The 14,060-nt window shown below is 37.1% G+C and carries 9 protein-coding genes and 1 pseudogene; 2 read left to right on the top strand and 8 right to left on the bottom strand.

What is annotated here, in order from left to right; translation table 11 throughout:
* Positions 1-20: 20 nt before the first annotated feature.
* The 5 genes from QYT14_RS13010 to QYT14_RS12990 all read right to left on the bottom strand — a co-directional run bounded on the left by QYT14_RS13010 (position 21) and on the right by QYT14_RS12990 (position 7,895).
* The gene (locus QYT14_RS13010; protein WP_237038443.1) at positions 21-728 is read right to left on the bottom strand and encodes an AbgT family transporter; all 708 of its coding nucleotides are present in this window, start codon (positions 726-728) and stop codon (positions 21-23) included.
* The gene (locus QYT14_RS13005; RefSeq protein WP_237038442.1) at positions 718-1,446 is read right to left on the bottom strand and encodes a DUF5932 domain-containing protein; all 729 of its coding nucleotides are present in this window, start codon (positions 1,444-1,446) and stop codon (positions 718-720) included. Before QYT14_RS13005 ends, QYT14_RS13010 begins: the two co-directional genes overlap by 11 nt.
* A 30-nt stretch (positions 1,447-1,476) precedes the next feature.
* Complete coding sequence (locus QYT14_RS13000; protein ID WP_288325817.1) at positions 1,477-5,871, bottom strand: DUF5113 domain-containing protein; 4,395 nt, start codon at positions 5,869-5,871, stop codon at positions 1,477-1,479.
* Between the two features lie 247 nt (positions 5,872-6,118).
* Positions 6,119-6,295: a histone H1 gene (locus tag QYT14_RS12995; protein WP_237038440.1), complete on the bottom strand. Its 177-nt coding sequence runs from the start codon at positions 6,293-6,295 to the stop codon at positions 6,119-6,121.
* Between the two features lie 100 nt (positions 6,296-6,395).
* On the bottom strand, positions 6,396-7,895 hold the full coding sequence (locus QYT14_RS12990; RefSeq protein ID WP_288325818.1) for an L-lactate permease: 1,500 nt from the start codon (positions 7,893-7,895) through the stop codon (positions 6,396-6,398).
* Positions 7,896-8,128: 233 nt separating this feature from the next.
* Between QYT14_RS12990 and QYT14_RS12985 the strand changes: the two genes are divergently transcribed.
* A complete protein-coding gene (locus QYT14_RS12985; protein ID WP_288325820.1) occupies positions 8,129-9,889 on the top strand; it encodes a 1-deoxy-D-xylulose-5-phosphate synthase in 1,761 nt (586 codons plus the stop codon).
* Positions 9,890-10,197: 308 nt separating this feature from the next.
* Here QYT14_RS12985 and QYT14_RS18890 read toward each other — a convergent pair whose 3' ends face one another.
* On the bottom strand, positions 10,198-10,356 hold the full coding sequence (locus QYT14_RS18890) for a transposase (RefSeq protein WP_353886573.1): 159 nt from the start codon (positions 10,354-10,356) through the stop codon (positions 10,198-10,200).
* Between the two features lie 528 nt (positions 10,357-10,884).
* Between QYT14_RS18890 and QYT14_RS12980 the strand changes: the two are divergent.
* A pseudogene (locus tag QYT14_RS12980) lies at positions 10,885-11,044 on the top strand (IS66 family transposase); the annotation flags it as partial.
* A 485-nt stretch (positions 11,045-11,529) separates the two neighbouring features.
* Here QYT14_RS12980 and QYT14_RS12975 read toward each other — a convergent pair.
* A complete protein-coding gene (locus QYT14_RS12975) occupies positions 11,530-12,873 on the bottom strand; it encodes a mechanosensitive ion channel domain-containing protein (protein ID WP_288325819.1) in 1,344 nt (447 codons plus the stop codon).
* 923 nt (positions 12,874-13,796) lie between these two features.
* A partial coding sequence (locus QYT14_RS12970) for a hypothetical protein (RefSeq protein WP_289714099.1) occupies positions 13,797-14,060 on the bottom strand: 264 nt, incomplete at its 5' end.

Raw genomic sequence — 14,060 nt, 5'->3', positions numbered from 1 at the left:
AGTTTTTTTTCTCTCATAACTCACTTTTTTCTATTTAACATCCCGATAAAAGGAATAAAACAACAAATATGATAGGCGTAAACCACTATGTTTGAGTCTATTCCAATCCATTCAGTCAAATTAGTATATAGCAACGAAGAGAAGAACTGAACAATAAAAAACAAAATAACAAAGTAATCGGCAAAGCGAATAAACAAGAAAGTCATTCCTCGAATTATATCTCTGTCATTACGAAAGCGCCCGGAAGTATAGCCAAAAACTACTCCTGATAAACCTATCCCGAATGAAATAAGATAATATATGCCTTGTTGAAAAGGTGAATTCTCTATGGAACCGGTAATGCTTCGCAATATAGTCCAAGGAGCAAAAGTAGTCATGATGATTATCAACGAATAGATAAACAAAATACAAGCAGAAAACAGTAAGGCACGCTTTTCTTTTCGCGTCAACTGCTTTCCTCTCTTCAAAATCCTGCCAATGGCATTAGCCATGCCACTATAATATGCTACTCCAAGACCGAAGAATAAAATCATTACAATTCCCAAGGCAGGAGTTTTAACATAATTACCTGTAATATGTCTAAGTTCCCAACGGATACCTTCCGGACTAAGCAGGCTTTGCACAGTACCAAGTCCATAAATACTGCCTATCCATGAGACCAATGCCACTATTACTGTCAATAAAAAGAATAATGTAGCTACATGGGGAAAATAGTAATTATTCTTCATCCGGCTCTAAATTATCAATATCAATGATACGTAACTCTAAAGCACGTGTTACGAGACGGCACGCGTTGACACCACTTCGCTCATCAAGAGTAAACAAGCGATTAATAAGTTCGTTTTGGCGCTTTTCTATTGATTTTACACCGAAAGGCATACCTTTTAGATTCGTAATCATTTCTTTGGTATACCCTAGTGCTAAATGACGAAGAAGACGTTCGTCATATTCATCAATATCATAATTGATGATAGCTTCCTGACGACGTTGCTCTTGCGCGACAGACTGTTTGAAGCGTTCTATTATTTTTTCAAGTATGGGGTAATTAAATACAAATTTCTTACCATCCATTACGGCTTGCACATCGGTCGCTGTCAGAAGCTCGCCTGTTTTGAGAATAATGCCATCTGCACCAGCATTCAAAACATCTACCCAAAGCTTTTCATTTAATACCTCACCGGTGAATATAAGTACTTTTATTTCAGGGTGATTCTTCCGCAAAGAAGAACATATATCTACTCCTATGGTAGTGGATCCCCCCAGTCCTAAATCGAGTAATACCATATCAGGAGTATGTACTTTAAGAAGTTCCCAAAATTCATTTTCAGTCATAGCTGTACCAATCACCTCGGCATTAGGAATTTCGTGTCTGAATATCTCTTCAGTACCTTTTAGTTCTAACTTAACGTCTTCAACAATTATAACTTTAAATTTCTTGCTTTCCATATTGTCTTGATTTATTATATTTCATTATTGTTATTTTGCGGGAATAGTAAACCATACCATAAAACCTCCATTGCTTACCGGCTGGGCATTAATACGGCAACCACGCCGGCCTGCAAACTCGTCATGGTCACGGATTACCTGTTTGCATATTAAATATTCCGTACCTGTCAGCACTCCTTCGCTACCACGTTTCATTCGTGATAAATGTGGATAGAATAGTTGATTCAGTTCTTCTTGAGTCTTATCGCGACGCTGGTCTATAAAGTCGAACCTGACAAAGTCTTTATCCTTATATATATGTAGGTATAGACTTCCGTCAACTTCATAAGACAAAGCTTCATCTATTAAATTTTCAAGCATATATTTTAATTGAATCATATCTCCAAGCATTGAAACATTTTCCACTTCTATTTTTAGCTCCACTTTATAAAGAAGTCGCTTTCCTGCACGTTTCATGTAACGTTTTGCATAATCAGCTAAATCCTGAGCCTTTACAATGCCTCGCTTGAAAGTTATTTCCTCTAATTGACGGGCAGCACAGGAACTTAATATCATGAAAATATCTTTATAATAGCTGATTAGTTCGTTTATGGTTTCTATCTGTTTTCTCTCGTTTTCATGAACCGGTTCATTGTTTAGTTTGTCAATAATCTGTTTTATTTTATTGGGATAATAAATAGTTTCATGCTTGATGGTGGACAAACAGTTGTCCAAAACTAAATTTTGTACATGAAGCTGATTCTCTTCGCGGATAGCCCGACGAGCATCGTCTTGAGCTGTCTCTATATCACGATATTTTTGTGCCATCAGTACTACCGCATTATAAGCGATTATAGCGACATATCCGGCTACCAACTCTACCATTAAACGGTCATCTTCGCGCTCGCTGTCAAATGAACATTTTAAGGCCAGCACACCGGTACAACGATTCTCTCCTCCGGTTTCCACCCACAAAGGGAGGCATTTAATGCGATTTTTCTCCGTCCAATATATCGTCTGCGTTTCAAAACAACGTGCCATAAGTTCGCGCATATCTTCGTTTTCTTCATCTGATAAAGAAAAACCGTATTTCAAATTATGACTGTCTTCACTATAAACGGCTATGCCGAGTATATCAATGGCAATCAATTCATCCATTCCTTCAAACATGGCGTTGACTAAACATTCTGCAATGTCTTTGTCGGTCTGTCCGGTCAATAATGACCCTGTAAACGCCTGCTTGTTTATCTCAAGAACTTGCTCCAAATTATATCTATACATCAAACGATGGCGAAAATAGAGCAAATAATAACCTATCAGCAATAACATCAATATGACGATACAAAGAATGATAGCGACAATCTTATTATTTGCCGACAGTTGCATTTGCCGGCAATATTCCTCAAGAGAAGTGTCTTCACTAATCTGTTTATAAAGAGCTGTATATGCATTGTTGTTGTATCGATAAGCATCCAAATGGCCCAATGCCAAAAATGCCACAGCCGATTCATTACGTACGTCTAGCAGGGTATAATAATCCGTGTCAAAATGATTGTTGAACCACTCCAGTTCGGCTGCAGTTCCTTCGCCTTCTAATCTCAATAAAGGTGTTGTTTGATGGGAGTATTGTTTATAGTGGGCATTCAGGCAAAATAAAGCACTGTCGGCATATGATAAGGCTTGTTGGTAAAGTCCTTCGATATTGCAATTATATACGTCATAAGCATATTCATTTGCTGCCGTCAACCATCTGTCATAGCGTTGGATGGAATCCTCCGGCGTCATTGCTTCCTGACGTTCCAAATGTTTTTCTCCACAACCGGTCAATAGCGATAGGGTAGATATAAGAATTAGCATCAGCATTTTCCGTACCCCTTTAGGGAGACGAAAATAAAAGCGACTGCCTTTACCCAGTTCACTTTCAATATTAAATGTACATATTCGAAAGATATCGTTCGTTTTTCTATATTTATCGATAATGCCTTTGCAATTCATCAATCCGAATCCATGGCCTTTGTTCTTTTGAAGTTCTGTCGCATTTTCTGCATTTTGTAAACCAATTTTCCCGGAATCATATACTTTTTCACTCAGTATTCGTTCTTTGTCTTCTACAGAAAGCCCCGAACCATTATCTTGAATCGATATTTCTATGTAATTTTCTGTCTCTTCTGCATATACGGAAATTATCCCTCCTTGTTGGGTATACTTACGGGCATTTTCCGTTAAGGTGTTAATCATAAAGAGTGTCAGTGCCTTATCTGCTTTAACTACGGCCTCAGTTGGTATGACCGTCAATGTTTGTTGCTTCATCTCGAAGGTCTTTCTTCCTTTAACTAAGACCTTAAATAAATCATTTAATTCAAAATTTTCAATACTTAAGCTCAGCGTTCCCTGCTTCATTTTTATCCATAAGGCAAGGATGTCGTTATACTCGTTGATGCGGGTTATCAATTCGTCTATATAGCGATATTTACTATTCTTAATATCTTCATTGTCAATATAGTTGTTCGCTGTAAGTTTATGTGTCTCATTTATAATACGGTCGATATAAGGCATAATACCCGTAACAATGAAGAGGCATGCCTTTTTTACCAGATTCTGCCGTTTGTTTTCCGCCAAATGTTGTTCGTGTATATATTGTTCTTTTTCCAGCCGCTTGCGTTCATCACCCAATGAAATGAAAGCCAGTCCGTTTTCTAATGTCCATGATATATAAGGAATTATAACTCTCATCAAATCCTTGTCGTCCTTTTTCATTTTCTGTGAAGAATATAAGTTTATTTCTCCTAACGGTTGCTCTTTGCTGGGAACACTTAGAATAAACCGGGTACAAATGCCGTCATATCGCATCGGCTGTTCCATGTCGCTTTCGTAAACGATAATCTGTAATTGTGAGGCTCCTATCAATTGCAGGATATCTTTGCCTATTGCAGTGTGCATGGCCCTTATGACATCATCCACTTCATTTGCATCCGAAGGCACGGAAGCCGTAATCTTTCTACAAATATCGAGAGTGTGTTTCAACTTGGCAATATATAAAGTATTGCGAACTTTCCAGCGTTTGTTTAGTATCCAGAATAATACAATCAATACTATAATTCCGATAATGACAACAGCCAATAAGCCGGTTAATTGCTCGGATTCTTTTTCTAATGCAACATAGCGGCTTTCCAGTTCTTTGTCTTGACGTGTATAATCAAGTATGTCAAGGTAAATATTTCTGTTATAATCAGATTCTGGTTTCATTCCCAGAGCGGCATAAGTTACACTGAGTTGTTCACGAAAACGGGCAATCCATTCGGGAACAGTTTTGATACCGCCATCATTAATCCATTGAAGTTCGATGGAAGTGGATGCCATCGGAACATAGGGGCGAAGGCGGTCTGTCGTATCCGTACAATGATAGAATTTTTCATGGTGGCGGTTTACATATCCTAACGCCTCGGATAGATAATTTAATGCTTCCTCATATCTTCCTTGCTCATTGCAACAAGAAGCCAGAGTACGATAAGTTCCCGATATCTGATATAAATCTCCGTATGTCTTAAATAGCTGTAGGGCGTTTCCGGCAAAAGACATCACCAATTCTTCCCATGGTAAATCTTCTGTATTAATACCTCTCATCACACTGGGGCGGCGTGCCATCAACAAATCATAATTTTTCTTCTCTTTCAGTAATTCCGCCATTGCTTGCGAAGCATTAGCTTCAAAGTATACATACCCTAAATCGTGACTGATACGCAAGCAATCTACTAAATAATTAAATTCACCCAATACAACTTCTTCCTGTGTAGGTGCTTCATACATACCTCCTGAGCCTTTCATGTAATAATAGTAGAGAAGTTGTGCCGTATCGCGCTCCAATCCTTCGTCGACTTTAATTTCATTTATAGCTTCTAAAGATTGTTGCTCTTGCTGTAGATAATAATAGTAAATGGCTGATGCAATTGAAAACTCCGAATGTGCATAGTTCAAACGTTCTAATATCATGGGCTCGGTGATGGCAGAACGGTCATCATTAATACGCTTCATACGACGTAAAGCACTGTTGCGGTAATCATAAAATTCTTTGTTCATGGCCGTACGCTGACAAATTTTCATCATACCAATATCGGCTATCAGGCACTCAAGTTCATTGGTCGTGGTTTCGTAAACCTGTTGAAAGAATTTTTCTGCCGTTTCAAAATCCATGTGAATAAAGGCACAAAATCCCATGTTGTTTAGTGCTTCGGCACGCAAAGAAGAGTTTCCCAAAGAAAAACGATATGCTTCATGGGCGGCTTTACAAGAAGTTTCTAAATCTTTGTAACGCAATTTGTAAGCCACCTGATTTAGCGAGTCAGCTTGAAGGTATAAAGATACACCTTTCTCATCTCCACACGAGAAGAAACTTCCTGTGGTTATCAATATACTTGCACAAATAAGCAATAAACGCATTTTCTTCATGGATATTTTTCTCTGGGTTATAAGCAAAAAACAAAAATACAAAAAATCCGATTATTCCATAAGGCAAAAACGAATAAGTATCAAAGAAAAAAAGATTAATTCTTCAAAACATGAAGACGATAAAGAATAGGGGACAATGAATTGCGTAATAAAAGTTACCCTCGCCACAGGTGTTGTAGCGAGGGTGATTTCAATAAAAGGGGAGTTTTGACACATCTCCTTTCTTTGTTCTCAAATAATCAAGAAATTACTTTTTAGAATCTTCCAAAGAAGCTTTTCTAAATTCTTTCAGTAATTTTTCCAGTTCTAAAGAAGCTTTGCGTGCACGTGTGCCTGCTGCTTTATTACCTTTTTCTGCCTGCAATTCAGCATCTGTAAAGAATGCATTACTTAATTCCTTGATTTTTGCAACTAAATCGTTCATCTTACTATTTATTTATTAATTATTAAATCAGATTCAAATTAAATCCTTTTTTGTTAGAATATGCTTTAACCTGCTTATTTTTTACGGTTTTTCAACATTTTCAGCTGAAAAGATAGACAATGATACCTGTTATACACACATACACCAATGCATAGGGGATTGCCGCTTTTAAGATTTCCCCTTCTTTTCCTTGTTGATTTCCTGCAGAAGTCGCAATTGCAATGCTCTGAGGAGAAATAATTTTCCCTCCTGTTGCTCCTACGGTATTTGCTGCTGATAACCAATCGGGGCTTACCTGAATATGGCCTGCAACACTAGCTTGTAATTTGCCGAATAGGATATTGGAAGAGGTGTCACTACCTGTAATGAATGTGCCCAAGCAACCGATTACGGGTGCAAAAAGCGGATAAAGCTTTCCGGTGGCGGTAGCAAGTGCAGTGGCTATCACAGATATCATACCGGCGGTATCCATGACGGTGGAGAGTCCTACTAGACAAATCACTGTGATAAATGTTTTTTCTAATTGTTTGACCGTTTTCCAAAGCACAACAAACAGTTCCTTGACAGTTGCTCCTTGAATAAGACCACCTGCGAATGTACCCACAAAGAGTAAAATACCTGCATGAGTCAGCCACGAGATTGTATAATTTACCGTCGATGTATTGATGGGAAGGCTGATGCGCGTTACCCAATTATTCTCTAACGTATTTCGCAGTCCTGGAAATAATGGGCTTGTCACAATTATCAATAAAAGAATAAGGAGGTAAATGCTCCAGGCTTTGAATATATCTTTGCTTTTTAAAGTGTTTTCTCGATTCCTTTCTTCTTTTGTTGCTGTCAATTTGCCATATAAAACAATAACAATAATGGATAATATACTTCCAATGATAGCAGGAGATTCGGCCCCCATATAACGTGCTGCTATATATTGGCTTCCCAAAGAAACACTGCCTACCAATAGTGCTAATAATACGTTTTTAGGTAGTGATTTTAATTTAGGGTCTGTAAGGAAGAGTAATATTAATGGAATTAAAAACATCAAGACTGAAAGTTGGAGGACAACATTTGTGCTTAATGTTTGTACATTCAGGCTTGTTTCTTTGGCAAGTACAAGCACTGGTGTACCAATAGCACCGAAAGCTGTGGCAACACTGTTGGCAATCAGACTGACTGTTGCCGAAAAAATTGGTTTAAATCCTAAACTAATCAGAATGGCAGCAGGAATAGCTACGGCTGTTCCAAATCCGGCCATAGCCTCTAGCAATCCTCCGAAGCCCCATGTAAGCAATAACACCTGAATGCTTTTATCTGTCGAGATAGAAGAAAATTGCTGTTTAATAATCTCCATTTTCTCCGTTTTAAGCAAAACATTATAACTGAATATGGCCATCAGGATAATAATCAAAATGGGTGAGACGGCTTTCAACGCGCCATAAAGAAAGGAGGATAATAAATCATCCAAAGGAAAATGAAACCCGAAAAAGGCAATCAGCATGGTGACCACCAAAGATATAATACTGCTTTTTTCACCTGACATTTTAAAAAATGCCATTAGTATAATCAGTAATAATATGGGAACTATGGCTATAATCAGATTCATATAGTTAATGAGGTTTATTAATTTATTATAAAACAACAGTGCATATAAAGTTAAAGTTCACGTTATGGGAACACAATTAACATCAATTTATAGAAGATATCTTTTTGTCTCTTTTTAAGATGTTCATCAGTAATTGGGGTTATAATATCAGTGATTTATCTACTAATTCTCTATTATTATGGTTTTATCTTTGCGGCATCAAAAAGAATAATATAAATTCAAATAATGAAATTATGTATTTAGAAAAAGTAAATTCTCCTCAGGACATTAAAGGATTATCTGAAAAGCAGCTCAACCAGCTGGCTGATGAAATTCGTGGCGTACTGCTTGTCAAACTAAGTGCACATGGTGGTCACATTGGTCCTAATTTAGGTATGGTTGAAGCTACCATTGCCTTACATTATGTCTTTGATTCGCCCAAAGACAAAATAGTATACGATGTATCCCATCAAAGTTATACTCATAAAATATTGACAGGACGTAAAGAAGCTTTCCTTAATCCTAATGACTATGATGCAGTTTCGGGTTACACTAACCCTCAAGAAAGTGAACATGACTTTTTTACTGTTGGTCATACTTCTACGTCTGTAAGTCTTGCATGTGGTCTTGCTAAAGCTAGAGACTTGAAAGGGGAAAATGGGAATGTTATTGCCGTTATTGGTGACGGGTCTCTGAGTGGTGGCGAAGCCTATGAAGGACTAAGCAATGCCGGTGAAATGAGAACTAATTTAATTATTATCGTAAATGACAACGATATGTCTATTGCCGAAAATCATGGTGGGTTATATCGTAATTTGCAAGAACTGAGAAGCAGTAACGGTACTGCTTCCTGTAATTTTTTTCGTTCTCTCGGACTGGAATATTTTTATATAGAAGATGGAAATTATATTCCGGCATTAATCAAGACTTTTAATAAAGTGAAGAATACTTCTCATCCTACAGTGGTGCATATCCATACTCAAAAAGGAAAAGGTTATGCTTTGGCAGAAGCTGACCGTGAAAAATTTCATTGGGGTATGCCTTTTGATTTGACTACAGGAAAACCCAAAATGGACTTCAGTAATGTAGAAGATTATTGTGAGTTGACAGGCAAATTTTTATTAGAACAAATGAAAAAGGACCCGACTATAGTTGCTATCACATCAGGTACGCCTTCTGTTATTGGTTTTACTCCCGAAATGAGGCAAGAAGCAGGTAGGCAATTTATTGATGTGGGAATTGCTGAGGAACATGCAGTGGCACTTGCTTCGGGAATTGCTGCAGGAGGTGGTCGGCCGGTATATGGTGTTTATAGTACTTTTATTCAACGCTGTTACGACCAGCTGTCACAAGACTTGTGTATTAATGGTAATTCGGCTGTGATTTCTGTATTTATGGGAACAGTAGCAGGTATGAATGATGTAACTCATTTGGGAATCTTTGATATTCCTCTTATAAGTAATATCCCGAATATTGTATATTTGGCACCGACCTGTAAAGAAGAATATTTTGCGATGTTGGAGTGGGGTATTCATCAAACGAAGTATCCGGTAGCCATTCGTGTGCCGGGGGGTGACGTAGTACAAAGTGGCGAGGTCCCTGATAAAGATTACAGTAACCTTAATCATTATAAAATAACTCGGCAAGGGAATACTGTGGCTGTTGTTGCTTTAGGGGCTTTTTATTTATTAGGTAAACAGATTGTGGAAAATCTGAAAGTAGAAACTGGTATCGAAGCGACCCTTATTAACCCAAGATATATTACAGGGATTGATTATGAAATGCTGAATCTATTAGAGGACAATCATCAGCTGGTCATTACTTTGGAAGACGGAATATTGGATGGTGGTTTCGGAGAGAAACTTGCTCGGTATTATGGTAGTTCCGACATGAAAGTACTAAACTATGGATTGCAAAAAGAATTTGTCGATCGTTATGATGTAAAAGAATTAATGCAGAATAACAGATTGACCGTGAGTCAAATTGTTGAAGATATAAAGGAGGCTGTTCTGTGACATTTGACAGAGATATAAAGTCATGTTTTACGCATATTAAAGGATAATGTCCTGCCTTACAATTGTATAAAAAGAGGATGCCCGAAAACGATGGCGCTGAAAAATACCTCATTTTTAGGCTCCCTCTCCGTTTCAATCAAAAAATCACAGAGAAAGAAGTTTCATTAACCAAAGACTTTTTTTCTTTGTGGTTTTATTCTTTTATGAAGGATATACGCGATAGGAATCCTCAATTTTCTTTCAAAAAGTCTATTATTTGCCTCTTGCTTGTCGCATGCTTCTCTGAGCGGACATTGCCTGCATCTTTTTCACAAGGGAAGGGGGCAATCTGGATTGAGACCCGGAAAATATTTGTATGACATATCCGTATAGGAACGAGCCACAAGATTCCTGGTGGAAACCGGATGCATGGTCTTCAGCAAAAGGTATTTGAACAATATTATGGGAATGACAGCTACATGTCCCATATCTTTACTGCAGTTCCTAAATTGCTACTGACCTCTTTTCTGATATTAGTGGGAAGTATAAAATCAAAAGACCCTAGCCTAAGCCAGAGTCCTTTTTTGATATGATGAGCCGCACGCTTGCGGGAAGCATTTGCAAATATAGGAAAAGATTCTGACTTTCCATAAAAATACTCAATTAAATTTTTATTTTACGCTATATTTCTTTTAAAGTACGTTTTCTTCCTTTGTTTTTGAGGATACTCCCCTTTGTAGTATCTTTCTTGCTTTATTTGAAATAGCTTATCATATTCGTTTATTTGGCGTTTAGTGTACAAATATTATATCAATTCCATTCTTAATATAATTAATTAGCTTAAGAATAAAGTTTATTTTTAGAGAAAAAACATGAAGGTATTGAAAGTTTTCATTAGTAAGCATTCAGCCTGGTCTATGTTTCTCTCAATTCTTTTTCTTCCTACCTTTGTCCTTTCATAAGAATTTTAACTTAGTCTATTATGTGTTTCATATTAGTATTTTCTAGTATAAGTCAATAATCCGGTGGAATGCTCTATTTAAACAGGAAAAACACACTTTTCTCCGTGTCACACGAGGCAGCGCATGCAGCGGCAATATTTTTTCACTGATGGAATGTTACAGGGAAAATAAGGTGAATCCCAAACGATGGATGTAGGAGGTGTTAATTAGAGTATAGGATAAAGAAGGAGAAGAGAAATACGGCTATTCCGATTGGCTGCCGTTTAATTTTATTGTAATCTGGAACGAAAAACGGACTAGGCCGAATGCTTACTTTTTATTGAGAGAAAACTATTATAATCATTTATTTGTATGCCTTTGTCGTATATAAGAAATGGAATAGAATGTTTTTTGCAAAATATCAATATACTATAAATAAATGTATTGTAAATGCATTTTTCTTTTTAGCAATTATTTTCATATTAACATATTTTTATTTCATTCGTTGTGAACATTTCTGTTTCTCTGTGCGTTATTATAATGTGTTTTTCATAGTATTAGATTAAAGGTTGAAGATTGCATCGGCTTGCGATAAGTAGTTGCATCTGAAGTAGAAGCGTCTACTATAAAAATATAAAGAGGCTGCCTTCATTCCTAAAGACAGCCTTTTTTATTTGTTTATCTCTCGCCTTTTTGGGGGAAGGGATATTGATATTTTCTTTATTTTTCTTTAGATTGAATAGAATGCCAAGGGATGGCGTCTATAGTGGACAAATCCTTTCCTGCTTCTATCAGACTACTGATGATATAGTCTCTGGCGGTAGGGTTCTGGAATGGATACAATTCAAATTCAGGTAATACAGATACAAAATGTTCCATGATTTCGGCTTGGATAGATTCATAACTAGTCCAATTCTTATTGGCGGAGAAACAATAAATCTGTATTGGAAGTCCGTTTTCAGTTGGAGCTAGTGTACGTACCATGAGTAGCAAATTATTACTAATGAAAGGGTGTCGTCTAAGATACATGGCCATATAAGCTCGAAGTAGCCCTACATTTGTATCTATGGTACCATTTACTAAACCGTCTGGATTTTCTGTGTTTATTACCTTTCCTTCAGCTGCCTGTTTCTGCTTGAGGGTGATGAATTGTGATAGTTCTACATCAAATCCTTTCATTTTTTCTAAAAACTCTGGTGTGCATGGTTTTATATAGTCCAATTTCAAAGTATATTCGCGCATAATACGTCGTCCACCAGACTCAGTCATACCACGCCAGTTGATGAAAGAACCTGAAACTAATGAGTAGGGGGGGATAGTAACAATGGTATTATCAAAGTTCTGAACTTTTACAATATTCAGAGTGATGTCCGTAACAATACCGTTAACGTTATTTTGAGGCATTTCAATCCAGTCACCAATGTGAATCATATCATTTTCGGAGAGTAATACACCGGCTACAAATCCTAAAATGGTGTCTTTAAAAATTAACATAAGCACGGCTGCAAATGCTCCTAATCCCGTAATCAAATTAAGAGGTGACTTATTTATCAGAATAGAAATAATTACAATAACGGCAATGCAAGAAAAAATAACTTGAAAGATTTGTATGAATCCTTTCATTGGCTTATTTTGTAATTGCTCTTTGGCCATTAGCACATCGCCGACTGAGTTCAGGATAGCATTGACTGAGAAGAGTAAAGCAATGAAGAAATAAATCCACGTAATTTTTTCACTCACAATAAACCAAGTGGAGTGATAGTCGAAAGCAAACGGTAGTAACGAAGCTATGATAAGGGGTGGAATGATGGCTGATATTTTTCTCAATGCATTGTATTCTATCAGTGAACTGAGTATTCCTATCTGCTTGTATTTCAGTATTCTACGCGTGAAATGCAAAGTAATGTAATGTATAGCTGTTCCGATTGCAAAAGCTATGATAATAATAAAAATAAGAAAGATAATTTCATCCAACTTATTTAATATAGAATGTGGAATCCCTATCCATAAAAGAAGAGTTTTAATCCAAGTCAGTAAAGTTTGAGCAAATTCATTTGTATTCATATTCTGATTATATATTTTTCTATATAACCAAAAAGGATAAATTTTGTTTTATCAAAAGAAAAGCTGATATTCTCCTCTTTTGTATTTTCTCAAGAATGAAGAGAATATCTGCCTTGTCTTTTTCCATTTACTTTTTATACACAATCATTGTATTATTGAATCTTTCTGCAGAAGAATGTTGCATATAATGAAATATGCCCAAACTCAGCGTGAAGAATGCTAATGTAACAGAAATAACTCCAAATACAACTTTTCCAATAGATTTAGTTTCCATGTGTCTTTATTAATTAGTTTAGTTACGTATTATATTCATTTATTATAATGCTCAAGAAGCGATAATACTGCATGGATTATTATTATTTAAGAAAAAATAAATTGCAGTAGTCGTCAGTTTGCTCTAGTTGAATCGACAAAGTTAGTATAATTATGCGATATATAATAACTTAATCTGTGTTTTTTACGAAAAAGTTATTTTGATTGAATAGATAATCGAAATTTTGGATAATGTTAACTATGGTGTAAGTGCAATTTTGGGAATATAAGAAAGCGTTTGTCAAGAGGGGGACAAATGAATCCAATCCGGATACGGGACGGAGCCTGCCACAATGACATATATACGTGTGGTCTTATGCGTACGTATGTGTCTGTCTGAGAATATTTCACTTTAAGCTATCGGGAGTGTGTCCAAACTAAACCGGGCTATCCCATCGTCAGCTGTAGGGGCAGGGTTTGCCTGCCCGGATACACAAAGCAAACTGTTTTCGGTCGAGCGAACCTCGCCCCTACGAATGAAACGACAGCATTATCCACGTTTTGACCCACCTAGCGTAAATGAAATCGTTATCGAAAAAGTTCAAAGGCATTGTATTCCTTTTTTTACGAATGAAAGGAGGCTGAAGGGGCGGTGAGGGGATGCCCCTTCACTACCGGAACCCCCACCGGCAGGGCGTTTCAACGACTAATGAAAGGAGGAAGGAAGAGACCGGTTTTCCGTTTGTAAGGTGAAAAAACACAGCCGGCTTTAGTGGGTTCAGCCATCGTATGACAAGCCATTGATGGGAAAGTCCGGGAACCGGGATTGCACCCTGTACCTGCCGCGGACTTTTGTAACCGGTTCGATTTTTCCCCTCCTCCTTCATGCGCGTACATGCGCGCCCGCAATATAGTAATGTGTCTTCATATTCTCC

It is taken from the genome of uncultured Phocaeicola sp., assembly GCF_948499155.1.
Classification (GTDB): domain Bacteria; phylum Bacteroidota; class Bacteroidia; order Bacteroidales; family Bacteroidaceae; genus Phocaeicola; species Phocaeicola faecalis.
This window is presented reverse-complemented; position numbering and strand designations above follow the sequence as displayed.